This is a genomic window from Paenibacillus sp. G34, from assembly GCF_056856875.1.
In genome coordinates, this window is record NZ_CM166469.1 from 293,680 (window position 1) to 318,919 (window position 25,240).

The following is a 25,240-nucleotide window of genomic DNA, read 5'->3' on the forward strand; positions in this document are numbered from 1 at the left end:
TGACGATCAGGCAATTGGCGTTCCGTTCGGTAAAGGTTGATCCGGAGAGATTAAAACGACATCGCCTTCGCCGGGAACACCGCCCAGTACAAGTACCTCAGACACGAAACCGGCAATCCGCCGAGGTGGAAAATTCACGACAGCAACGACCTGTTTGCCAATCATCATCTCGGGCGTGTAACGGTGGGTGATCTGAGCACTCGAACTCTTTACACCGAGCGGGCCAAAGTCAATTTTCATCTTAATCGCGGGAACACGAGCCTTCAGGAAAGGTTCGGCATCCACCACGGTACCCACTCGGATGTCATGTTGCATAAACTCTTCAAAAGTAGCCATAAGTAAACTCCCTTCAACGAACTGTGACATTCAGTATAAAGGAAGAATGCGTCATAACAAACTAAAAATCCAGATTACGCTGTATCGTAACCTGGATTTCTGTCGTGATTCTCTATAGGAATTCTCCCTATAGATACTAGTGAAGGAGTTTCCAATAGGAGTTATGCAACTTTGATTATGATCTGTTCCAGTTTTCTCCCGTCAGATATTTCTCGGTAAGAATGGACAGCATCTGAATCCCTACTTCATTATGCCCGCCCTCAGGGATGATGATATCCGCATACTTTTTGGACGGTTCGATGAACGCATCATGCATCGGTTTTACCGTTTCGAGATATTGTTTGTACACGGATTGAATCGAGCGTCCGCGCTCCTCCATGTCACGCAGTACTCTGCGTAGAATGCGCACATCGGAATCGGTATCTACAAATACCTTGATATCCAGCAGTGTGCGAAGGTGTTCATCAATCAGCACATGTAATCCTTCGACAATGATGATGTGATTCGGTGCAAGCTCAATCGTTTCGCCTGCAGCGCGGTTATCTATGGTGAAGTCATACACGGGAGCAAACGCTGGTTGGCCCTTTTTCAACAGGGTGAGATGTTCGATCAACAGATCGTTATCAAAAGCAAACGGGTGATCGTAATTTGTCAGTCTGCGTTGCTCAGGTGTGAGGTCTGACTGGTCTTTGTAATAATTGTCTTGAGATATGAATGTAACTTTGGCTGATCCCAGACGTTCAATAACGGAGCGGGCTACCGTTGTTTTGCCGGAGCCGGTTCCTCCGGCGATACCAATAATGAGCATGGTTGTTCCATAAACCTCCCTAAAGTGGCAGCATGATCAATCGATAAAGAGTGCCCAAAATGTTTTATTTTTAAGCGCGATCTGCATGTCTGTCTGCGAATACACAATTCCTTCATTGTACCACAGCTCGCTAGCTTTTTCATCTTAAGGAACAGACCATGTTTTGCCTTTAAGAAGGAAGCTCATTTTCACTATGGCAGCTGGATTTTCATTTCCATTCCCTTAATGAATTGATCGTCCTTGACCTCTTCGGCAAAATCATCTCTAACCTTAAAAGGCTTTACAACCAGGTATTTCACATCCTTGGCTGTGGTGGCGTAGATGCTTTCCCAGTTCAACTGCTTTGCTGCAAACATACCTTCACCGCTCAGTGCAGTCAATTGTCGGCCTTGATCATCATAGACAGCGAATCTGATTTCACGCAGCTGTTTCTCTTCTTTATTACTTAATGTTTCTTTCCCTTTTAACGCGATGGAGGCAGTTAGACGAGTGGTAATAGGCGTGACCTCGGCTTTGTTCACCTTGACCGTGTACAGATCATTTTCTATCGTGCTATTCGGCTGAACGTTATGAGTGTCCGTTGTAGATTTAGTGAACGGAACGGTCAATTCGAACTCATGATCCATACCTTGCAACCTCAACTTCACTTTAGCTTCGAACTGATCCGGGATGGCGCCTGTGTGATCTGCAGGAATGACCTGTTCAAAAAGCAACGTATCAGGCTCGTTCGCCCCGGCTGAACTATAGAACAGACCACTATCTGGATGAGAACCGTTCACATCGAAAAACACATTTTCAACGCCACTGCTCAGCTTTACGATATCTTTGCCATTGTCGTACATGCCCTGATTGAGATTAGGTGCAGTAATATGAACGAGAAACGCTGCACGTGTGCCGTCATAGACCGTTTCTAATACTTTGAATTTCACATCCTGATAAGTGAAAGAGCTGTTCACTGGTGTAGTCAAACCTTCGTTGCCTGCTGTTCTCAGACCCAAATCAGCTTCAATCGAGCTGAAGAGACTGCCAACCAGTGGAATGTTGCGCAACGAGTCAGCCATGGCTGGAGAGACAAAACCGGATGCAAATACGGTCAAACTCAGCACACCTGCTGCGACAGCGACTCCTGCGGTACGGCGTAGTCGCTTATGAACACGTTTAGATGGATGAGCCTGAAACGACTCTATATTCATTTGGCTAGCTGATTCCGGAAGGGAATCCAGTGTGGCATCAATGCGGTTGCGTACGATTTCTGACATGGCAGGACGCTCCTTGGCTTGCTCTTTTAACTTTTGATCGAGATTAAACGGTTTCGACATGTAATTTTACCTCCCGAAAGTTTTTGAATTTCTGGTATAGATCTTTCCTTGCTCGGTTCAGTCTCATTTTCACAGCACTTTCAGACAGGCCGAGTGTATCCGCAATTTGACGCAGACTCATGTCTTCAAAGTAGTGAAGTACAATCACAATGCGTTTGGCTTCTTCCAATTGATCGACTGCTTCTCGCATATCCACCTCATCGTATGGACTTGATTGTGTTTGATGTTCTGCGGGCACTTCTGCGTAAGAAGTGGAGAGAGCGCGGCGGGATAACAAGGTATTGCATTCATTGATGAGAATACGGAACATCCAGGTTTTGAAATACTGCGGTTCTCGAAGGGTATGCATGGATTTGTAGGCTTTCAGGATCGTGTCCTGAATCGCGTCCGCTGCATCCTCTTCTTTGCGCAGCATGGATATGGCGGTATTGTATAGGGAATTTTCGATCTCTCGGATCAGCCTGATGAAAGCTTCACGATCTCCCTGGATAGCCTGTGTGATGAGATCGGGTGAATCCATAGTTAACAGCTCCTTTCGTAACGGGTTTATATCATGTTAGAGATACATCTCTTGGCCGGTTTTACATAGATTAGACTGCCGGGTGGGGCAGATGGTCACATTTATTTTTGTGAATGAAAAAAGTTCTAGTCTGTTAGACGCTCAAAGGCAACAGGTGCCCTTCATGCAAGCTAGTAGAAGGATAGAGGAAGCGGTGTCTGTGAATTCTGGGGAAACATAAGGAACAATAAAAAGCACGTACCTGTCAAATGATGACGGATACGTGCTTTTTATTATTCAGATATTTCATTGTTCATATATATAAAAGCTCATGGGGGAGCTGAGGTATCTTACAGACCAAGCAATTCTTTAACGCTTTCGGCTACGGCTTTGCTGGATTGCGGGTTTTGTCCCGTAACCACACGTCCATCTGTTGTCACATAGGAAGTGTATGGAGAAGATTTAACATACTCGGAAGCACGTTCGCGCAGGGCATCCTCCAGCAAGAAAGGAACATACTTTGTTTGTTGTGCCAGTTCCTCTTCCTCGTTCGTGAAGCCAGACACTTTTTTATCGTTAATCAGAAGCAAGCCATTGGACAGCTTCACATTCAGCAGGGCAGTAACCCCGTGGCACACGCCGGATACCACGCCACCTTTTTCATAGATATCACGTGATAGCGCTTGAAGTTCGGCATTGTCCGGGAAATCCCACATTGTACCGTGTCCACCTGTGAAGTAGATTGCATCGTAGTCGCTTGCGCTTACTTCGCTCGGTTTCAATGTGTTTTTCAATTTGTTCATGAAGGATTCGTTCTCGTAATAAGCTTTGGTGCTGGCATCCAGAGAATCGCCCAGACTTTTCGGATCAAGTGGCACGTTGCCTCCGTTCGGGCTGACCAGATCAACCTGTACATTCTCATTATGGTCGAACTCTTCGATGAAGTGAGTAGCTTCACTCAGCCACAGACCTGTAGGTTCATCCTTGGTTGCATATTTATCGACATTGGTCAAAACAACTAATATTTTTTTCATCGTAAAAACCCTCCTGTACATGCTTGTTATTTAAATTGTGTAAAATATAATTGTTAACGACTTAATTCACACAATATATCATACCCATCTTTCAAAGTAAACTAAATTCATTAAATTCGTATAGTTTGTACACTCTGTATATATTGTCTAGGCATGGTATACTCATTATATTGTCCATTTTGGAGCAATTGACGCAGCATGAAGGAGGTAACCCCTTGAAACGTTTGGAAAATTCACAAAAACTACTGACTAAAATCATTCCGGTTCTGCGTGCAAAGTCCATCAGTTCCCTACGCATGGAGGACATCGCGAAACATATGGATATCAGCAAGGCAACCCTATATAAATATTTCTCATCCAAAGAGGAAATTATCCAGAACGTACTGAACGTGTATATTGAGGAGATTCATGATTCCCGTGTAACAATGGAGGATGATACGATCTCGTACGAGCGTAGATTTCAGATCGCCTATGAGCATGCGATGACCCATGTGTTATATCTGCCCGAGTTCTTTTGGAGCGAGGTGAAGAAGCTTTACCCGGAATTATACGAAGGCATTGCTTCTGCTCTGCAACATCATAGTGAACAGTTGTGTTCCTTTTTTGAAAAGGGAATGGCACAAGGCACCTTTAATCGCATTAGCCCGGTGTTATACATGATTCAAGATGAAGCGGTGATCCGTAGAATTGCTGAGCCGTCGTTTTCCATCACGCATGATATGACCATCCGTCAGGGCTTGTTTGACTTTTACATCCTAAAGAAACATCAGTTACTCAGCCCGTCACGGCTTGAGAATCTGGATGATCAGCCGGTAAAAGCAACCATTAACGAACTGATTCAACAGCTGTCACGGACGATGTAAAGAGTGGATTGGAGAGGGTTATTGGATGGTCAGCCCTGGATATAACAACGGGAAGTATCTATTTTATTTAAAATTTAAAATAAATAGATATAAAGACCTAGGTCTTCTGATATAATCATGTCGAAAGATGTCAATTATGACCAGATATCTTCTACATATTTTGGGAGGTCTACCCTATGAAAAAGTCAACAAAGCTTCTCTCTTCAACGGCTATTGCTGCAATTGCAGCAGTATCGGTTGTCACTTCTGCATCGGCAGCAAGTGCAACTGTGGCAAAGCCCGTTTCTTCATTGTCCGGAGTAAACATCTCCTCGATGGATATTGAAACGGCCTTGATGATGGTGCAGCAGGAGCGCACCAGATTGCTGGATGCTCAGTTGCAAGCACAAATCCAAGAGGTACAGAACCGCAATCAACAGATTGCTGATCTCAATGCAAAATTGCAAGTGGCTCAGCAAAACGGAGATCAAGCCGCTGTGCAAACATTGAAAGGCCAGATTGATGCCCTCAGCAATTCGCAACAAATGGATATGCTTCGTTTGCAGTCCATGTCTAACAAGCGGAATGAAGCTTTTGATCTCATGACTAATTTCATTAAAAAAATGCAAGACTCCAGATCCTCCATTATCGGTAACATGCGCTAGGACTGGGATCCCAAAACAAGGTTTAGAATGGTACTTTCATCAAGAAGCATAACGTTACAAAAGCAAAAAGAGCAAAGCCGGAATCCGCATTCCAAAGCTTCGCTCTTTTTTATTTTGCCCACCCAGCTTAACCAGACCAGTCACGCCGCCGCGTGAACAAATCTTTCAGCTCATCGGTCGACAGTTCGGTAATCCAGTTCTCGGAGCTGGTGATGATGTTGTCGCTAAGTTGCTGTTTGCTCTCTAACATCTCATCAATGCGTTCCTCGAGTGTACCGAGGGAGATGAATTTATGCACCTGCACGTCTTTGGTCTGTCCCATCCTGTACGCCCGGTCCGTTGCCTGATTCTCAACTGCGGGGTTCCACCAGCGGTCAAAGTGAAAGACGTGATTAGCCGCTGTCAGATTCAGGCCAACACCGCCAGCCTTAATGGACAGAATGAAGACTGAAGGTTGCTTGTCCGCAGGCAGTGTTCGAGACTGGAATTCCTCAATCATACGATCCCGTGCGGTCTTCGACGTACCACCATGAAGGTAGAGTACAGGTTCTTGCAGCTCCTGACGCAACACTTGCTGTAACATCTGCCCCATGCCGATATATTGTGTGAAAATAAGGCATCGCTCCCCCTCATCACGCAACTCGCGAACAAGCTCCATCAGCCGTTCCAGCTTGGCCGAGCGGCTGATCAGCATCGCCATGTCCTGCGGGCTGTACACATCATAGGTTGATGTTGCCGGATCATCTGCAGGTAGTTCTTCAGGCAACGTTTCCTTGGTGAGCAACAGCGGGTGGTCACACAATTGTTTCAATTGGGTTAACGCGGAGAGAATCGCGCCTTTGCGCTTGATGCCCTCCAGCTCTTTCATTTTATCCATCAGGGCTTGCACCGATTGGTCATATAATGCACTCTGTTCGCCTGTGAGGTGAATATATGTTTTCATCTCATTTTTGTCCGGCAGATCGAGCTGGATATTCGGATCTTTTTTCTTACGGCGAAGCATAAAAGGTTTCACCAGTTGTTGCAGATCCTGCATGCGCTGCTCATCCTTATCCTTTTCAATCGCACTGATGAAGCGGGTCTGGAATGCGCGAGCACTGCCCAGATAACCGGGATTAATGAAATCATAGATCGACCACAGCTCAGACAACCGATTCTCGATAGGGGTACCTGTGAGCGCAATGCGATGTTTCGCAGGGAAGCTGCGTACAGCCACGGACTGTTTCGTCTGGGCATTCTTGATATTCTGTGCTTCATCGAGGCAGATGGCCGACCATGTATAGGTTTCCAGCAGTTCCTGATCCAATGTCGCCGTAGCGTAGGAAGTAATAATAATATCGGACTGTTCTGCTTGCTCCCGGAATTCTTCTCCGCTTAACCTCCGTGGTCCGTAATGCAGACTCACACGGATGGAAGGCGCAAAACGACTGATTTCCTTCTGCCAGTTACCTAGTACCGATGTAGGGCAGATCAGCAGAGCAGGAGCCTGTCCCGACAGCCTTGGCTCATGATCCTTGATGTGCAACAAATACGTAATGAACTGAATCGTTTTCCCAAGACCCATATCATCGGCAAGACAAGCGCCCAAGCCGAATCTGCGCAGAAAACCAAGCCAAGCAAAACCTTCCTTCTGGTAGGAACGTAGCTCTGCGTGAAGTCCCTCCGGAACGGGCAGGGAAGGGGCTCCACCTTGTCCGCCTCCGAGCTGAGCGATGACCCGGTTCAGATGATCATTTAACTCCACCTCAAGCCGGATACTCTCGCTGGTCTGAGATGGCTCTGGTTCCTGTTCGCCCTCGGCCTGTTGACCTTCCTTCCATTTCTGCTTGGCGTATTCACGCTGTTCATTGTGAAGCAGATGCAGGTGCAGAATATCCTGAAACGAGAGTCCTTGCTCCCGATCTACACCACCCATCGCTCTGCGAATTTGCTCCAGCAGATCGGGGTCGAGCGGAACCCATTCGCCGCGGAAGCGAACGAGTCGTTCATTACGGGCGACGAGATCTGCAAATTCCTCTTCACTAAGATCACTATCCCCAATGGCGATGCGCCAGTCAAAATGAATGATGGAGTCCAATCCAAAGAACGATTGGCCCCGCTCGTTGCCTTCCTCCGGTTTTACCTTGGCTCGCAGCTTCGGTTTTTTCTTCCGGGCGGCTTCCCACCAGCCCGGCAATAGAACTTGCCATCCCGCGGCTAGCAAGCGACCGCTCTCCTGGGTGAGGAACTGCCAGGCTTGCTGGTCATCGAGCGGATCGCTCAGAATATCTCGTCTGCCGCTGATGGAGCTGCCAAGACGCGGCAGTTGCGCACGCAGCTGATCCAGCCAGCCAGCCGAGCGATCCAGAACAAATGGCGTCCAGCCTTCGGGCCATTCGCCCTCCAGTCGTCCGCGGGAATCGAGCATGACTGGCACGAGAACCGCAGCGTCCAGCTTGTTCTGCAATACCAAACGCAGTCGCCAGGAGAAGTCGTCCTCATCTGGTTCCTGCAATTGCAGCATCGGGCGGAAGGGTGCAGCATCGGCTTTCCAGCCGATGGACACCAGCCATGACCGAGCATCAAGACCACCTGTTCGCGGAAGCACTCCGCGCTCGGGGAAGAGCTGCGGGAACTCCCGTCGCAGGTCGGTGGCTGCTTCTTCTGTGCTGTAGCATTGCTGGAACACGGCGGCGGAATAGGCCGCGCCAAGCCCTTCGGCGTAGCTCTCGTCTGTCTGCTGAATCGCTTGGTTAAGGGAAGCCAGATCCTGCTTTTTCAGACTATCCGAGTCCCACGTCCATTGCAGTTGTCCGGCACGATAAGCCTCAAAACTAGGGACATACTTACGATTTTCAATGGATGATGCAAGTATCGGAGCAATTCGGATGAGGTGATCTGCCTGCTCATTCCACTTCCACTCGATGTGGATCAGGGTATGCATATCCGCGAAGAACGGAATGACTTCTTCCGCAGGCAACACCACAAGCTCAATCTCTTCAATCTGCCGGATTTCGAGATCGGTACCGTAGAAGGAGGGGGCATGCCATGCGAATAGACGCTGCTTCAACGACTGTCCTGATACAAAGTGATGTGTATTCAGCGCACCGTAAAATAGAGCATCGCCATAGCCTGTCAAAGCCACGTGTACTTCAATCGTTTCTGTGTAGGGGTGAATTAGACTCATGGAATCAGTTTACCTTTCCGAAGCTCCTCCTGCAGGGCGCGCAAACGGCTGTTGCGAACAGCCAGTGCAGTAATGAACTGCTCCCACGGCTCCTCTCGCTTCATTTTTTTATATAGTTTGGACAGTCGTTTCAGCAGCTTTACAGCGGCTTTATAACCATCTCTGTTCTTATGTCCGATATAACGCTCCACCGCCTGATGATAGAACGGCAACAGCAATTCAGGGGCATCCTTCTCGATGGGTTGCAACACGGCCACGCGGAATTCGAGAGGTTCTGTGCCTGTACTCAGTTGAAAATCAATCCATCTGCGCCACTGCCCCCGAGAATGCATGGCATCCTCATAAGCAGGCCGAGAGTGGGGAAGCATGCTGACCAGCGTGTCCCACATCCGGTGCTCTGCGTCTGGGACGTGTTGGATCGCGACATCCCACAATCGCATATAGTCCTGCAAAGGAGCATTGCGGCGACCCGCCAGCAGGGGACCGAGCTGTACCAGCCATTCGGACAGACGTGTCCATTCAGCTGCATCGGTCAGTGTATGGAGAAAGTACAACAGATGTTCCGGCGGAATGCCATAGGCTGAGCTGCCATGGACAAGTTTCTGCCAAGCTGATGAATCCTGTTCCAGATGGTAGTACATCCAGCTCTGTGCCAGGACAAGCGGTAAGGGTAAAGTTGCTTTCCTGACGTTCTTCTCTGTGCCGGGCACAGCTCCTGCAGACGAAACGATCTTAGCTTCTGCTTCGTTCAGTAGATGTAGTTCTGACTCCAACATTGCCTGTTTTCCTTGAAGCCAGGGCACAATCCAGTTCAGCCACAGCTTGGAGTAAACGGGCGTGAAGAACATCATATTAGCGGTCTCCGGCAACATCTCTGTCCGCAAATAAGACGATGTTTCGTCCAGCCTTGCCCAGACTTGTTCAAGTGCCGTACCCTTCAATCCGGACAAGTCCAGCGTCTGAAGCAGGAGGGATTCTATTCCTTTTTGGAGAGAGTCTACCGCCAGCTGGGCAGGGTAACTTAAATACACAGGAGTATGCGTAATCGAGTTGCGCGCGGGTGGTATGCAGTATCGCATGAGAAAAAGCTGAACATGCAGCTCAAACAGCTGATCCATCGGCACGGACATCTTAGGTTTGATCGCGTATAGTTCATCCGCAGCTTCCTGAATGTAGCCCGTCGTTGCTGTTCCTGTCCCGAGTCGCTTGAGGGTCGCCCGAAATAGTTCATGCCATTCAACAATGTCCATTCCAGCGAGTTCGGTTGCCCGCTCCTTCATTGTGCTATACTGGGGTTCATCCGAGGAGATGGTGTCTTGGACAGCCTCCTCTTGTTCGGTAACATCGCTGAAGCTATAAGCTCTCCCAGAAGTCGAAACGGCCGGTTTGCTGGTTTGTTTCAAGGCAGTACTTGCATGTGCATTGACCAGTGCAGGAACGGGGCGTCCTTGCTGTTCAGCATAACTCATCAATACAGCGGCCATATGTTTGCATGGAGAGTTAACCGGGCAGGCACAATAACTGGTAGACAAGTCCTGCAAACGGAGTACAACCTCGTAAGCCTCTGATCCTTGCACCTCGGCCATAATGGTCTGAGCATCGTTGAAATTTATAGATATAACACGTTTCTGTTTATAATATTGGAATCCACGCATGATCGTCAGGTTGTTAAAAAGATCTGCAACTTCACGAATCAGTGCTTGCCACTGCGTGTCATCCATGATCTGATCCTTAGGTATGTTCATCATTCCATCTCCTGGGGTATACATGGTTAACTAATGATGACGTCTTCGACGTCAGGTCTAGAGTTTCAATGCTTCTATCATATCAGTTCTGGAGATGCTCGTGCAGACGTCATCGGAATCTACTGCACGAATACTCCATATTGTGTATGCTTAACCTATAACGTATGTATTCATTTCAGGAGCAGTACTGGCTGCGCGGCAGCCATATGAAGACTATATTCAACAACAGGAGCGAGCATAGAGATGAAAATCCTTACATTAAATGTCCATGCCTGGGCAGAAGAAAATCAACGGACCAAGATCAGTCAGCTGGCTGATTTTATCAATACACATCAATTTGATATCATATCAATGCAAGAAGTGAACCAGCCGATTCAAGAAACAGCGCTGACCCAAGAGGATTTACAGACGTATACAGCAACCGAAGCGGATGTGACGATCAAAAAAGATAACTACGCTCATGTCCTGCTACAGCAGTTGACCGACACGTATTACTGGACCTGGATTCCAACACACATCGGGTTTCGTACATACGATGAAGGGCTGGCGATTCTAAGTCGGACACCCATCACTCGTTCATTCAGCGAATATGTGTCCCACATGCGGGATTATAACAACTATCGAACACGCAAAATCGTTGGGATCGAGACTAATCTGCAAGGTGAGTCCGCGTCTACATGGTTTGTGAATGGACATTATAATTGGTGGGATGATGCACAGGAACCTTTTAAGGGACAATGGGATTTGACCGAGCGTGTGCTTGCACCTTATATGCATCAACCGTTGTATCTAATGGGGGATTTCAACAATGTCGCGGAGATTCGTGGACAAGGCTACGATTACATGATGGAGCATGGCTGGAATGATCTGTACACGACAGCCAAGCAAAAAGACGACGGGGCTACTGTTGTCAAAGCGATTGCCGGCTGGGCGAATAATGAACAACCGCTAAGAATTGATTATATTTTCTCGAATCGTCCTGTCCAGGCGCTAACCTCGAGCGTTGTGTTAAATGGTAAAAATGGGCCTGTCGTATCCGATCATTTCGGTGTTGCGGTAGAGATATAAGGATCTTTCGAGTTTATACTTATGCACGTACATTCTCTTTCTCGTGTACGCCTGAATGCTATATTTGATCAAGCAGATGAAAGCCTCCGCTCATTTCCCGAATAGGGAATGAAAGCGGAGGCTCTTGGTGTGTTATGAAAAACTCATTTCTTATGTAAATCGTGCTGCTTAAATTAAATTTTTCTAAGATTCATTGTTGATCAATACATGTTTATTCAAGCGCCAGCATCTGCTGTACAAACTTTTTCAGATTTGCACTGGTCTCACTCAGTTGTTCAATACTTTGCATAAATTCAGTTACAAGCTTGGCTTGATCCCCCGTTGCTGTCGTAATCTGGCCAATCTCTTGCTCCATATGTTTCATTGAATTCTGTACACTGCCCAGAGAAGTCTCGATATCCGATGCAGCTTGTTTCGTATGATCGGAGAGTTTACGGACTTCACTAGCTACGATGCCGAATCCGGCTCCTTGCTCGCCAACCCGAGCGGCCTCAATCATCGCGTTCAACCCGAGCAGATTTGTTTGCTCCGAGACTTCGCGGATCACGTTGGTGACTTTAGTGACGTTAATCGAGTTTTCGGAAGCCTTTTGGGAATTCCGCAAAATTTCTTCCGAGGTTGCCGACAGCTGCTCCGAATGGGCTGCGATTTGTTGGATGCCGCCAACAAGGGCATTAATGGTTGTTTCATTTTCGCTGATCAACGTTTCCAGGGTTAGATGGTTATTGAGTGCATAGTTGACTCCAAGGATGCCGACGACTTGTCCGTTTTCCTTCACGGGAATCAGAATGGAATCAAACGGTCTTCCCTGAAGATCGCCAGGCATACGTACGATCGTGCGGGATTCTTTATTCGTCAGCATTTTGAAATGTTTGTAATCCTCATGTAGTTCATCCCCAGCCTTCACACCGATCTCCAGACTCTGGGCTTCGGAGAAATAGAGTACTTTCTCATGATCATTAATGGATATAGAGATATCATCACGGAACATTTGACGGACAAACGGCATTGCATTAACCAGTGATTCCAAGGTATTCAATATAAATCTGTCCTTTCCAAAATAGTATGGGTTATTATTAAACTACCAAGTATATATCGGTTATTTTTTGGATTTGTTTAAACCATGACTTGCTTTAGTTCTATATTTCGCCTTATTATCCGGGAGGTTAAGTGATAAATCCAGACTATAGTGTAAGCGTAAACAAAAATCTGTAGCCACCATGGTCTATGTCAGTTATACTAGGATTATTAATCGGTATGAATGGTAAAAGGGGTGCAGATGTCCTCCTCGCAAAGGGGTATCCTTACTGAGGTTAAGCGCTATATCTTTATCATAAAAATAGGTGAATAACGTCCTGTAAACAGGCATGGGCTTTTATAAGATTGAGAAGTACTCCAACATGAGAGGAATGTGGCATTCGATGACAACGTATTTCAGTGAACCGCAGAGCATGTATTATCGATTCGGAGAAAATCAGGAGCAGGTATTGAAGGTGCTTGCTGAGAGATATATTGGTGCCAATGCACAGGCCGATTTTGTGTACCGGGCGTTTCAGCAATCCGGAATTTTACAAAATGATAAAGGGCTTTATGATCTGAATCTTGGTAAACGCTTTCCAAATGCGCCGAAGGATCATATCTCCTATGCTGCAGCTCTGGTCTGGGGGGACGAGAACCGTAATCTGGATGTGCTCGTTCGTTGTTATGGCCCGGTGCGTTTTTATTTTAACAACGAGATGATCTACCGTTCTACTGTAATCGATGAGATTACACCGGACGCCACCGTAAAGCTTGGAATCGACATTCAACCTGGCTGGAATACGGTATGGTTGGAGATGAAAAACACCCCTGCCGGATTCGGATGTCAGTTCGGTTCCGATGAAGGCAAAGTACGTATTCTGAATGTACTTGCTCCTTTTCAAGAGCGTTCGGGGCAAGCGGGGTGGGTCTTCTCTGAACCTGTTACATCCGCACAAGCCCAGCCAAACCTGCTCGCGAGTGAAGGAGAGAGTGATCTAAACTGGTTGCCAGAGACCCAGTGGTCTGCTTCTGAACAGAATAAATCGGCTCTGGAACGAATCTATGGGTTGCTTCCGGGCAGATATGCTTATGCGTGGACTCACCTGAACAACCGTGATGCATCTGGACGTCCTGTTCGTTTGTCTGGACAATCTTCTGGTCCACTGGACATCTGGCTTGGCGGTAAATCGGTTGCGGAAGTGAAACAAGCAGGGCCGTTTGAAGTAGAGGTGGCGGCTTCCTTTGGCCGGAATGATCTTTTGGTTCGAAGTGAATGTCAGGCTGACGCTAGTTCGTGGGGGTTCGACCTGAAGGCATCTGTTGGCACGGAGTCACTTCCCTTGGAGCTTCCACAGCGAGTGCAGGGAGCAATGGATGAATGCTGGTTCTATGCAGGGCCTTTCGAGTCCGGCGCTGAGCCAGAGCTGGCAGACCTGATGCGTATGGATCGCGTGTACCAGACAAGTGGCGGGCAGAAGGGTACAGAGGCGAGCGGCAATGCTGCGGGAGCGGAGCGGACATACTGGCGACTGGATCGGCCGGATACGTTCATCCGACCTTATTATGAAAATGCGATGCTGAGCAATAAATGGACCGTGGGTAGTGTAACCAACTATGGACGTTGGGATTACCCGCTGGGTGTTACCGTCTATGGCCTGCTCCAGGCAGGACGATATATGCAAAGAACAGATATTACCCGTTATGCCGCAGAACATGTACAGTCATGCACTCAGATGTATGAGTATTCTCTATGGGATCGTGAGCAGTACGGTTTCCCTTCTATTAATCAGCAGTTAATTATGCTGAAAATGTTGGATAACTGTGGTTCCTTCGGCTCAGCGATGCTGGAATCATATACGGAATGCAAGGAACCAACCTTCCTTCCCATTGCTGAACGAATCGCGGACTTTATGCTTAACCGTTTGGAGCGTCAAACGGATGGGGCATTCTATCGCACATGTGCAGGTGAATATGCCGAGAATACGATGTGGGCTGATGATCTATATATGAGCACACCGTTCCTTGTGCGTTATGCCCGTGTGACAGGGAAGTACGAAGCGCTTGATGAAGCGGCCAAACAGTTCTCGCTGTATCGCAAATATTTGTTTATGCCTGAGTACAAGATCATGTCTCATGTGTATGACTTCAAATATGAACAGGCAACGCAGATTCCTTGGGGGCGTGGTAATGGGTGGACGCTGTTCTCCTTGACGGAAGTGCTGGAGGCATTGCCGGAAGACCATGCGGAACGTCCTGCTTTAATCGCATTTTTCAACGAGCTGTGTGAGGGCTATGCGGCACTGCAAAGTGAGAGCGGACTCTGGCACCAAGTGTTGAATCATTCGGAAACGTATCTGGAAGCTTCCTGTACAGCCATGTTTGCCTATGGTTTTGCTCGCGGTGTACGGTTTGGCTGGTTCAAAGACCCTGCTGCATATGTTACAGCGGCTCAGCGAGCATGGAAGGGACTGGTCACCAAAGCCATTGATCGTCAAGGCAATGTGCATGGCGTCTGCAGTGGATCGAGATATGCATTCACGGCTGAATACTATGATCAGGACTTGCGTACGGTAACCAATGACAACCATGGCATTGGTATCATGATGCTGGCAGGAACAGAGGTAGCCAAGATGGAAAGGCATTTGTCGGAGCGCACGGCGAAGTCTGCAGCGTCTGCTGTGCATTCTGGATTGAACTAGGGTGGACCTGCTTCCTACCTGCCCTTCATTCTGTAGTTTTGTTCATAATGAAGAAATAAGCGCCACCGGAAATGTGGTTTCCGGTGGTTTTTCTTTCCGATGAACCCCTTACTTTTTTGACAGGATAGCTTACTTTTGTTTATGTCATGTGCAGTGACAGACGATTACAATAGTTTTGTAAGCGATTTCATATAAGCAAAAAGGGGAGGAAATTCATTCATGATCATCAACAAAAAGTGGGTAACCCTGTTCTGCCTGTCCCTGTTATTATTCGCTACAGCCTGTTCTGGAGGAACCTCAAGCACACCGGCATCTTCCGGTGATTCAGGCCAAGGCGGTGCTTCTGACAAAATTGAACTGCGCATGACCTGGTGGGGATCACAGACCAGACATGATCTGACAACCAAAGTGATCAAACTGTTTGAAGAGAAACATCCAGGCATTACGATTAAAGCTGAATATTCGGGCTGGGATGGATATTTTGATAAACTTACGACTCAGGTTGCCGGCTCGAACGCTCCGGATATCATCCAGATGGACTATGCGTTTCTGACGGACTTTGCACGGCGCGGTGCTTTGCTTGATCTAACGCCATATGCAGATAAAGAGCTGCGGATCAAGGACCACGACAAGAGCATGATCACGGCCGGATCGATCGACGATAAACTATATGCCATCACCCTTGGGGTGAATGCGCCAGGTGTCATTTATGACGCAACATTATTCCAGCAACTGGGCATTGAAGAGCCGAAGGAAAGCTGGACATGGGACGACTTCTCAGCGATTGCAGCCAAGATTGCTGCAGCGAAGGGAGACGGATTCTACGGTTCGGCTGACATTTCCGGTGCTACCAATATGTTTGAGGTATTTGTACGCCAGTCCGGCAAAGGTTTGTTTGAGGATGGCACGATGACAGCGACAAGTGACCAATTGAAAGAGTGGTTTGAGATGTGGGCTGCGCTGCGCGAGAACAGAGGAGCTACGTCTGCGGAAGTCGCAGCTTCGACAACAAATGCTTTGGAAACCAGACCTATTTCATTGGGTACGGCAGCTATGGATTTTGCGTGGTCCAACCAACTGCTTACGTTCCAACAAGTGAACAAAAACCAGGATCATAAGCTTGGTATTCAAGTGTTGCCACATGGTGTGAACGAAAAACGAATTGGTGAGTATCTGAAACCAGGCCAGTTCCTGTCCGGTTATGCCAAGTCTAAACATCCAAAAGAAGTGGCTATGTTCATTGATTTCATGGTGAATGACCCTGAAGCGACAGCGATTCTTGGATCGGAGCGCGGTGTGCCTGTCAATGCAAGCATTCGTGAGCAGATGCAACCGAAACTGTCCGATGCAGAGAAAGTTATTTTCCAATTCATTGATACGGTATCGAAACATTCCAGTGAGATCAGCCCGCCATACCCGCAAGGATTTTCTGAAGTGGATACGAGTTTCAAAAGTACGAGCGAGCAGATTGCTTTTGGTCAAGGCAGCATGACAGACATCATTGCCCAGTTTATTGAGGGGGCCAAGGCAACGCTTGCATCAAGCCAGTAAAAAAAGAATAGAACTTGTAGCTACAGACGAGTACTACCTGTATCTGTATCTGTATCTGTATCTGTAGGTATATCTTCAAGATATACCTACAGTACAACTGGCACTCTCGTTCCGATGAACTTCAAATTACCGCGGGGAGGTTGCGAAAATGACGACATCACAGGTCAGTCAAGCCAGACTCGAGAAAGTAGCCGCCCGGCGCATGAAACGTAGATACGCCCATAACGGAGCCGCTCTGCTCTTTCTCGCCCCTTGGCTTGTCGGATTAGTATTTCTGACCCTGGGTCCCATGCTTGCTTCGTTATACATTTCCTTTACCGACTATAGTATCCTGGCCGCCCCGAACTGGGTCGGTTTGAATAACTATGTCACCATGTTTACGTCTGACAAGCTGTTCACCAAGTCACTTCAGGTGACATTTACCTATGTTGCGGTGTCCGTCCCGCTCAAACTGATTTTTGCCCTGTTTGTCGCGATGTTGCTCAACAAAGGCATTCGCGGACTAGGCATATACCGCACCGTGTATTACATCCCGACACTGCTGGGAGGCAGCGTAGCTATCGCAATGTTGTGGCGCAAAATGCTGGGCGGTGACGGATTGCTCAACAGCGTACTAGCGATGGTAGGCATTAAAGCACCGGACTGGGTGGCTAATCCGAAGTACGCGCTGTACTCCATTGTCCTTTTGTCTGTGTGGCAGTTCGGTTCATCCATGATCATATTCCTGGCAGGACTCAAACAGATTCCACCCGAGTATGATGAAGCTTCTGCGGTAGATGGTGCCGGTCCTATGCGTAGATTTTTCTATATCACGTTGCCGATCCTGTCACCTGTCATTTTCTTTAACTTAGTGATGCAGTTAATTACGTCCTTTCAATCATTCACGCAGGCCTTCATTATCAGTAACGGTAGCGGGGGACCGGTGAATTCCACATTGATGTACTCTCTCTATCTGTACAAAAAAGGATTCTCCTTCTTCCAGATGGGTTATGCTTCTGCTATGGCGTGGGTGCTGGTAATCCTGATCGGCGTATTTACATTGCTCGTATTCCGCAGCAGTAAGTTGTGGGTACACTATGAGGATGGTGGAAAATCATGATTGGACAACGTAACTCCGTAGCATGGATTGTCACCAAACATGTACTGATTTCAGGTATTGCCCTTGTGATGCTCTACCCTGTTCTGTGGATGCTGGGCAGCTCGTTCAAGCCGGGGCATATGATTTTTACAGAGACTTGGTTTTGGCCAAAGGAATGGAATTGGCAAAATTACATGACGGGCTGGTCCGGCGCTCAGGGAAATGCCTTTTCCAAATTTCTCACCAACTCCATCGTTCTGTCGCTGGGAGCCGTGCTGGGCAATGTGATCTCCTGTTCGATGGCGGCCTATGCCTTCGCCCGGTTAAACTTCCGCTTCAAAGCGCTCTGCTTCGGGCTAATGCTGATGACGATTATGCTGCCACACCACGTTACGCTAATCCCGCAGTATATTCTCTTCAATCAGTTGGAGTGGGTGAATACGTACTTGCCGCTTGTTGTACCCAAATGGCTGGCAACGGATGCATTCTTCATCTTCCTGATGGTACAGTTTTTCCGGGGATTACCGCGGGAACTGGATGAAGCAGCAACGATCGATGGTTGTGGCCCGGTAAGAATCTATACCAAAATTATTATCCCGCTCGCTTTTCCGGCACTTGTAACGACGATGATCTTTACGTTCTTGTGGACATGGGATGATTTCTTCAGTCAGTTGATCTACCTGAGCGATGTGAGCAAGTATACCGTTCCGCTGGGACTGCGCCTGTTCCTGGATTCAAGCTCACAGTCCGATTGGGGTCCGATGTTTGCCATGTCTGTGTTATCCCTTGTGCCATGTTTTATCGTATTTATCGTGTGTCAGAAGTACTTCGTGGAAGGAATCGCGACCTCTGGGCTCAAAGGGTAATTCCAAGACGAAACGAGTTGATTCCGTATGCGAAAAACAAGATGGTCTGCCTATATTCATCAAAAGCTGCAACAAAGCAAGCTCTCCACGTTGATGGTGACTTGCTTTATTGCGTTTAATCTGTTGCTCGTCTCAGTCATTGTTTGGCTTGCCTATCAATCCTTCTCTGCGGTCACATTTACCGAAATTAGCAAAGCACGTCTTGCTCTCTTGAATGAGAGCACTAGGCGGGGCTTTGATTTTATTACAGGGGTAACGGGCACGGCCTACGGACTCGCAAGCAACAGGGAGTTGTCTAACTTACTGGATACATCTAAAACGGGTAGACTGGCACAGATACATCAGCGGAGAGAGGTTTCACGAATTCTGGATCATACCATGGTGGTGAGTGATGGAATTACCTCGATTGAGCTGTATACGGATGCTTTTAATGAAGTGACAGTTACCATGGCTGATCGTATTTTCCCTGTAGATGCCATATCGAATGATTCATGGTTTGCCTCACTGGAAAAGGCAGATGCAGCCTGGGTTCCGCTTCGTGAGAATGAATCGGGACAATCCTTGGTTGGATATGCTCAGCGAATCTATGACAGTCGGGGTGGGACAGTCGCTTATGTGCTCATTCGTCTAAGCAGAGCTGATATCGTACGAAGGTTCGCCGATGTACCGATGGTGCTGGATGGCAATGTGCTGCTGGTTGATACCGCTGGCAATGTAGTGATGCAGATGGGAAAAGCTGAACCGCCAGGGGGAAGTGTAACCCGGTCTGATCATCAAGAAGATCAAGCGTTCTCTGGGGAACAGGCAAGTACAGCTCAAGGGGCGATGGACAGTATTAACTCATCTTCTTCTATTATAGATAGTGCCTGGATTCAGGAGCATGCTCGCCCTGGAGAAGACGGATTCGAAGTAGTATCAGGTCAACCGGGAGGGGCACAACTGGTGCTGTACTCCAGACCTGCTATGCTTCAGTGGCGTCTTGTGCAGACCATTCCTGTATACACCTTGTTATCGCCGGTTCGCCAAGCAGGGTGGCAGATCCTTGGCATCGCTGTGCTTGGGCTTCTATGCTCGGCTGTGCTCGCGTATTTGTTTGTACGGCAGATTATCCGCCCTTTGCGACAGTTGATCAAACGAATGAGGCAGCTCGAAAAAGGAGACTTCGACACTCGTGTACAGCTCTCCTTCACGGAGGAGTACGCTCATCTGGCGTATGGGTTCAACCATATGGCTTCACAGCTTACGATGCTTATGGAGCAGGTCAAGGATGAGAGCCGTGCCAAGCGGGAAGCTCAGACCAGTTTGCTTGAAGCGCAGATCAAACCTCACTTCTTATACAATACGCTTGATATGATTCACTGGCGTGCTCTTGATTATGAGGCAAAGGACATCAGTCGTATGATTGTGCAATTGAGCAAGCTGCTGCGGATCGGGCTGAGTGGAGGCAGGTTGTTTATCCGTGTAAGGGATGAATTAGAGCATGCCCGGTGTTACGTCAGTATTCAATCTGAACGCCTGCCGTTCTCGATTCAATATCAGGAGCGCATTGATCCGCGTATACGTGGATGTCACATTCCCAAAATCATTCTGCAACCTTTTATTGAAAATGCAGTTATGCATGGGCATCCATCGGAAGAAACACTACGCATTCAAATACGTATTGACGAGGCGGATGATTCTGAACCTGATATCATCATACGGATTACGGATAATGGACAAGGCTTACCTGTGGATTGGAACATGGAGGATTCAAAAGGTATCGGTGTTCGCAATGTGCATCAGCGCATACAACTGTATTGCGGACAAAGGTATGGCGTGCAGGTAAGCAACGGAAGTTCAGGCGGTGTGGAAGTGAAGATTACGCTGCCACGCATTGAGACCGAAGAGCAATTAAATCTGTGGCTGGACGGTGAAAAATGATGAAGACTATTATGCTTGTCGATGATGATCCGCATATTATCAAAGCGTTGACCGAACATATCAACTGGCCCGCCTTGGGCTTGAGCATTGCAGGTACAGCTGCTAACGGGCTGGATGCGTTGGAGCTTTTCCGCCGCGTGCATCCTGATCTTGTCATGACCGACGTATATTTGCCGGGCATGACGGGACTTGAAGTGACGCAGGAGTTGCGGCGTGACTATCCTCATCTGCCGATTATCATCCTCAGTGGATATGACGAGTTCGAGAACGCCAGAGCAGCTATGCGCTGGGGCGTGAATCATTTTTTGCTCAAACCGGCGGAGGTGGAGGAGATTGAGGCTGTGCTGCGTGAGGTGCTGCTGGAACAGGATGTACGAGAGCGGCATGAGCGGCTGGAGCGGACGTACAAACAAGAAGCAGGGCGTGTGCTCCCTTATCTGCGTAAACAGTTTCTTCATGAGCTGCTGACCACACGCTATCGGGCAGATGAATTACCTGAAGCCCGGATGGATTATATCGGATTTCATATGTACGCTCAGGTTCGTGTCGTCAGTTTGCAACTGAATCGTCCGGGTTTTATGACACGTATGAAAGAGCGGGACTGGCAACTTTTGCGATATGGGGCTGCAGATATCATTCAGGAGACTGTGAAGGAGCGGGCTGCTCGGATGGCGGGTTGCCAAGTTGAAGTTGTGGATTACTCCGATCAAGTATTTGTGCTGGTTATGCTCGGAGAAGAGGATTGCTTGGAAGAATTGCAAGCATTGGTGAGTCAGGTCATGGATCAGATCTTTACGTATTTGAAAATTGAGGTTAGTGCTGGCATAGGCCGGGTGAAGCATCATGCCTGTGAGGTCATCGATTCTTATCTGGAGAGTAGAGAAGCGGTAGAGCGAGCAGAGTTTCAGGGCGGGAACCGAATTTATCATGTGGAGACGCCGGAAAGGGCGGAGCGGAGTGCGACGGATTATTCTTTGCTGCTCCATCAGTGGGATGAGGCGTGGGCTGACCTGCGGATTAATCTGGCGGAGGAAGTCTGGCTTCAGCTTTTCCAAACGCTGCAAGAAGGGAATTGTGCAAGCATTCAGGATGCGCAGGTGGTTGCTGTCAGTTTGTTTGATACGATGATGCATAGCTGGAAAAAGCAACACCCTCTGCTAACGCCGCCGCTCACGATGAGCGACTTCCTGCGCGAAATACAGTCGAAGTACGCTTTGCATGATCTGATAAACTGGATGGATAGCGTTATTAAAGCATGGTTGGAGCAGATCCGTAAGGAAATGGGTGAGAAGAAGAGCAACAAACTCATTGCGCAAGTAAAACAATACGTAGAGGAGCATTATGCAGAGGAAGTCAGTTTCGAGGCCATCGCAAAAGGTCTTTTTGTGCACCCTAAATATTTAAGTCAGCTGTTTAAAAGGGTGACCGGTGAGAATTTTGTGAGTTACCTGAATGGATACCGCATACAGCGAGCATTGGAGCTTTTGCAGTCGGGACATTACATGGTGTATGAGGTTAGTGAGATGACGGGATTCCGCAATGCGACGTATTTTAGTCAGGTCTTTAAAATGTTGACGGGGAAAAGTCCGTCCGAAGTCGGTTAATATAGAAGTTTTGCTTGGATATGCAAGGTGGTGATTGAATTTTATGTCACAGCGAATCAAGTTAATAATATGAGGGATATGTATTTAAGTAGAGGTCAGCAAGGAGGGCTTGGAGTACGTTCTAAGCGGAACGGATCACATATTAATTTTACTATGGAGTGAAGGGCATGATTAAATCGAGATGATTTTTAATGTGCGGGAATATGAAATCAAAGGGATACAGTATATTATTCGTTCAGCCGAGGAAAAGGATGCGGATACCTTAAGCTCACTTCGTGTGCGCCTGGATGGAGAAACGGAAAACATGGATCGTGAAGCGGGAGAAGCTTACATTGATGCTGCGGGTTTCAAAGAGCTCATTCGCATGGACTCAGAAAAGCGTAACAAGCTGTTCCTCGTTGCTGTGACATCAGGCAGCATTGTCGGGTACTGCAGGTGTGCCGGATCAGAGTTGAAGCGTTTCTCACACCAGGTAGAGTTCGGTGTATGTGTGGCCCAGTCATACTGGGGATATGGTATAGGCAGAGAGATGCTGAAATCTTCATTACAATGGGCAGATGAAAACGGGATCGAAAAGGTAACTTTAAAGGTGCTTGCAACGAATGATAAGGCAATACGATTGTATGAGGCGAACGGTTTTGAAAAAGAAGGTATTCTAAAAAGGGATAGAAGACATGCTGACGGGCATTATTACGATACCGTTGTGATGGGCAGATTTGCCGATGGAGTTAGATAGGAGGGGGGAGCAAGTGTGGTTGTTAAAAAAATTAGAATAAACGAAGTACATGCTACCTTGGATAGCTTTATCTATAATAATGGATGAGAGGGTCGCGTGATGAGTATAGGCTAGAGGATAATCATTAAGTATACATGGGCTTGTCTATTCTATTTGGATTACTTGGATAGATTTAAAGAGTAAGTCTTTCGTATGTAATTGAAGTGTAAGTGGAGTATGTAAGGTGTGTAAAAGAATGCAGCATAAGGCGTAGCTTCAATAGTCGTTATACAAGCTTGTTGGAGTTGAAATATTAATGCTCTTATAGATGGACACTGTTTGGGATATTTTACAAGTTGTCAAAGAGTTGTATGTTATGATATATTCTAAATCCGGCCAAGAAAACACGGTTTATACGGTGCGGCAAGCAAATGAAAATAAGCTTCGAAAGAAACTTGAAAAAAGAGCTTGCAAAGTCGGTTCGGAAATGTTATGATATAAAAGTTGCTGAAGCGAAAGAGTGACGGCGACTAAACAAGTTTGATCTTTGAAAACTGAACAACGAGTGAGTAAAACATTCTGCTTGCAGAATGAACGTGAAGGTTTTGGTACATGCCATCCGGCTGTATGAAAACTGGAACACAATTGAGATTTTTAATCTCGTCAGATTCAAAATGAGCTTATCGCTCTTTTCAATACTTTATTGGAGAGTTTGATCCTGGCTCAGGACGAACGCTGGCGGCATGCCTAATACATGCAAGTCGAGCGGAGTTGAAGGAAAGCTTGCTTTCCTGATACTTAGCGGCGGACGGGTGAGTAACACGTAGGCAACCTGCCCTCAAGCTTGGGACAACTACCGGAAACGGTAGCTAATACCGAATACTTGTTTTCTTCGCCTGAAGAGAACTGGAAAGACGGAGCAATCTGTCACTTGGGGATGGGCCTGCGGCGCATTAGCTAGTTGGTGAGGTAACGGCTCACCAAGGCGACGATGCGTAGCCGACCTGAGAGGGTGATCGGCCACACTGGGACTGAGACACGGCCCAGACTCCTACGGGAGGCAGCAGTAGGGAATCTTCCGCAATGGGCGAAAGCCTGACGGAGCAATGCCGCGTGAGTGATGAAGGTTTTCGGATCGTAAAGCTCTGTTGCCAGGGAAGAACGCTTGGGAGAGTAACTGCTCTCAAGGTGACGGTACCTGAGAAGAAAGCCCCGGCTAACTACGTGCCAGCAGCCGCGGTAATACGTAGGGGGCAAGCGTTGTCCGGAATTATTGGGCGTAAAGCGCGCGCAGGCGGTCATGTAAGTCTGGTGTTTAATCCCGGGGCTCAACCCCGGATCGCACTGGAAACTGTGTGACTTGAGTGCAGAAGAGGAGAGTGGAATTCCACGTGTAGCGGTGAAATGCGTAGAGATGTGGAGGAACACCAGTGGCGAAGGCGACTCTCTGGGCTGTAACTGACGCTGAGGCGCGAAAGCGTGGGGAGCAAACAGGATTAGATACCCTGGTAGTCCACGCCGTAAACGATGAGTGCTAGGTGTTAGGGGTTTCGATACCCTTGGTGCCGAAGTTAACACATTAAGCACTCCGCCTGGGGAGTACGGTCGCAAGACTGAAACTCAAAGGAATTGACGGGGACCCGCACAAGCAGTGGAGTATGTGGTTTAATTCGAAGCAACGCGAAGAACCTTACCAGGTCTTGACATCCAACTAACGAAGCAGAGATGCATCAGGTGCCCTTCGGGGAAAGTTGAGACAGGTGGTGCATGGTTGTCGTCAGCTCGTGTCGTGAGATGTTGGGTTAAGTCCCGCAACGAGCGCAACCCTTATATTTAGTTGCCAGCACTTCGGGTGGGCACTCTAGATAGACTGCCGGTGACAAACCGGAGGAAGGTGGGGATGACGTCAAATCATCATGCCCCTTATGACCTGGGCTACACACGTACTACAATGGCCGGTACAACGGGCAGCGAAATCGCGAGATGGAGCCAATCCCACCAAAGCCGGTCTCAGTTCGGATTGCAGGCTGCAACTCGCCTGCATGAAGTCGGAATTGCTAGTAATCGCGGATCAGCATGCCGCGGTGAATACGTTCCCGGGTCTTGTACACACCGCCCGTCACACCACGAGAGTTTATAACACCCGAAGTCGGTGGGGTAACCGCAAGGAGCCAGCCGCCGAAGGTGGGATAGATGATTGGGGTGAAGTCGTAACAAGGTAGCCGTATCGGAAGGTGCGGCTGGATCACCTCCTTTCTATGGAGAATCGTCTTCTGCAATGAAGACATTCAAATATGCAGCTCAG

18 protein-coding genes and 1 rRNA gene are annotated in these 25,240 nt (G+C 47.9%); 11 read left to right on the plus strand and 8 right to left on the minus strand.

Annotated elements, in window-relative coordinates; genetic code table 11:
• Nucleotides 1-6: 6 nt before the first annotated feature.
• The 5 genes from csaA to AC1VYS_RS01350 all read right to left on the minus strand — a co-directional run bounded on the left by csaA (nt 7) and on the right by AC1VYS_RS01350 (nt 3,996).
• Entirely contained in the window at nt 7-336 is a 330-nt protein-coding gene (csaA, locus tag AC1VYS_RS01330; protein ID WP_482912697.1) for a chaperone CsaA, read from the minus strand.
• A gap of 175 nt (nt 337-511) precedes the next feature.
• Nucleotides 512-1,144 (minus strand): uridine kinase, encoded by a 633-nt coding sequence (gene udk, locus AC1VYS_RS01335; RefSeq protein ID WP_154959850.1) that lies wholly within the window; start codon nt 1,142-1,144, stop codon nt 512-514.
• Between the two features lie 191 nt (nt 1,145-1,335).
• Complete coding sequence (locus tag AC1VYS_RS01340; protein WP_482912698.1) at nt 1,336-2,463, minus strand: DUF4179 domain-containing protein; 1,128 nt, start codon at nt 2,461-2,463, stop codon at nt 1,336-1,338.
• The gene (locus AC1VYS_RS01345; protein WP_482912699.1) at nt 2,447-2,983 is read right to left on the minus strand and encodes an RNA polymerase sigma factor; all 537 of its coding nucleotides are present in this window, start codon (nt 2,981-2,983) and stop codon (nt 2,447-2,449) included. Before AC1VYS_RS01345 ends, AC1VYS_RS01340 begins: the two co-directional genes overlap by 17 nt.
• A gap of 329 nt (nt 2,984-3,312) precedes the next feature.
• A complete protein-coding gene (locus AC1VYS_RS01350; RefSeq protein WP_482912700.1) occupies nt 3,313-3,996 on the minus strand; it encodes a type 1 glutamine amidotransferase domain-containing protein in 684 nt (227 codons plus the stop codon).
• A gap of 215 nt (nt 3,997-4,211) precedes the next feature.
• On the opposite strand from AC1VYS_RS01350, the gene AC1VYS_RS01355 reads away from it, so the two are divergent.
• Together AC1VYS_RS01355 and AC1VYS_RS01360 are read left to right on the plus strand one after the other, a co-directional pair.
• On the plus strand, nt 4,212-4,859 hold the full coding sequence (locus AC1VYS_RS01355; RefSeq protein WP_482912701.1) for a TetR/AcrR family transcriptional regulator: 648 nt from the start codon (nt 4,212-4,214) through the stop codon (nt 4,857-4,859).
• Between the two features lie 176 nt (nt 4,860-5,035).
• On the plus strand, nt 5,036-5,503 hold the full coding sequence (locus tag AC1VYS_RS01360) for a hypothetical protein (protein ID WP_482912702.1): 468 nt from the start codon (nt 5,036-5,038) through the stop codon (nt 5,501-5,503).
• Nucleotides 5,504-5,630: 127 nt separating this feature from the next.
• Here the strand turns inward: AC1VYS_RS01360 and AC1VYS_RS01365 are convergent, their stop codons facing one another.
• Together AC1VYS_RS01365 and AC1VYS_RS01370 are read right to left on the minus strand one after the other, a co-directional pair.
• Nucleotides 5,631-8,660 carry a DEAD/DEAH box helicase gene (locus AC1VYS_RS01365; RefSeq protein WP_482914879.1) on the minus strand — a complete coding sequence of 1,010 codons (3,030 nt, stop codon included), beginning with the start codon at nt 8,658-8,660 and terminating at the stop codon, nt 5,631-5,633.
• A 5-nt stretch (nt 8,661-8,665) separates the two neighbouring features.
• On the minus strand, nt 8,666-10,414 hold the full coding sequence (locus AC1VYS_RS01370) for an SWIM zinc finger family protein (protein ID WP_482912703.1): 1,749 nt from the start codon (nt 10,412-10,414) through the stop codon (nt 8,666-8,668).
• Between the two features lie 243 nt (nt 10,415-10,657).
• Between AC1VYS_RS01370 and AC1VYS_RS01375 the strand changes: the two genes are divergently transcribed.
• The gene (locus AC1VYS_RS01375; RefSeq protein WP_482912704.1) at nt 10,658-11,482 is read left to right on the plus strand and encodes an endonuclease/exonuclease/phosphatase family protein; all 825 of its coding nucleotides are present in this window, start codon (nt 10,658-10,660) and stop codon (nt 11,480-11,482) included.
• A 211-nt stretch (nt 11,483-11,693) separates the two neighbouring features.
• Here the strand turns inward: AC1VYS_RS01375 and AC1VYS_RS01380 are convergent, their stop codons facing one another.
• A complete protein-coding gene (locus AC1VYS_RS01380; protein WP_482912705.1) occupies nt 11,694-12,521 on the minus strand; it encodes a methyl-accepting chemotaxis protein in 828 nt (275 codons plus the stop codon).
• 361 nt (nt 12,522-12,882) lie between these two features.
• On the opposite strand from AC1VYS_RS01380, the gene AC1VYS_RS01385 reads away from it, so the two are divergent.
• The 8 genes from AC1VYS_RS01385 to AC1VYS_RS01420 all read left to right on the plus strand — a co-directional run bounded on the left by AC1VYS_RS01385 (nt 12,883) and on the right by AC1VYS_RS01420 (nt 25,191).
• Nucleotides 12,883-15,201, plus strand: coding sequence for a glycoside hydrolase family 88/105 protein (locus tag AC1VYS_RS01385; protein ID WP_482912706.1), 2,319 nt, complete (start codon nt 12,883-12,885; stop codon nt 15,199-15,201).
• Between the two features lie 219 nt (nt 15,202-15,420).
• Nucleotides 15,421-16,752, plus strand: a complete 1,332-nt coding sequence (locus AC1VYS_RS01390) for an ABC transporter substrate-binding protein (RefSeq protein ID WP_482912707.1) — start codon at nt 15,421-15,423, stop codon at nt 16,750-16,752.
• Between the two features lie 148 nt (nt 16,753-16,900).
• Nucleotides 16,901-17,851 carry a carbohydrate ABC transporter permease gene (locus AC1VYS_RS01395; protein ID WP_373323317.1) on the plus strand — a complete coding sequence of 317 codons (951 nt, stop codon included), beginning with the start codon at nt 16,901-16,903 and terminating at the stop codon, nt 17,849-17,851.
• Nucleotides 17,848-18,696, plus strand: a complete 849-nt coding sequence (locus AC1VYS_RS01400) for a carbohydrate ABC transporter permease (protein WP_482912708.1) — start codon at nt 17,848-17,850, stop codon at nt 18,694-18,696. Before AC1VYS_RS01395 ends, AC1VYS_RS01400 begins: the two co-directional genes overlap by 4 nt.
• Nucleotides 18,697-18,723: 27 nt before the next feature.
• Complete coding sequence (locus AC1VYS_RS01405) at nt 18,724-20,616, plus strand: histidine kinase (RefSeq protein WP_482912709.1); 1,893 nt, start codon at nt 18,724-18,726, stop codon at nt 20,614-20,616.
• Nucleotides 20,616-22,220, plus strand: coding sequence for a response regulator (locus tag AC1VYS_RS01410; protein WP_482934457.1), 1,605 nt, complete (start codon nt 20,616-20,618; stop codon nt 22,218-22,220). Before AC1VYS_RS01405 ends, AC1VYS_RS01410 begins: the two co-directional genes overlap by 1 nt.
• Before the next feature lie 181 nt (nt 22,221-22,401).
• Nucleotides 22,402-22,956: a GNAT family N-acetyltransferase gene (locus AC1VYS_RS01415; protein WP_482912711.1), complete on the plus strand. Its 555-nt coding sequence runs from the start codon at nt 22,402-22,404 to the stop codon at nt 22,954-22,956.
• A gap of 679 nt (nt 22,957-23,635) precedes the next feature.
• Nucleotides 23,636-25,191 (plus strand): 16S ribosomal RNA (locus AC1VYS_RS01420).
• Nucleotides 25,192-25,240 lie beyond the last annotated feature (49 nt).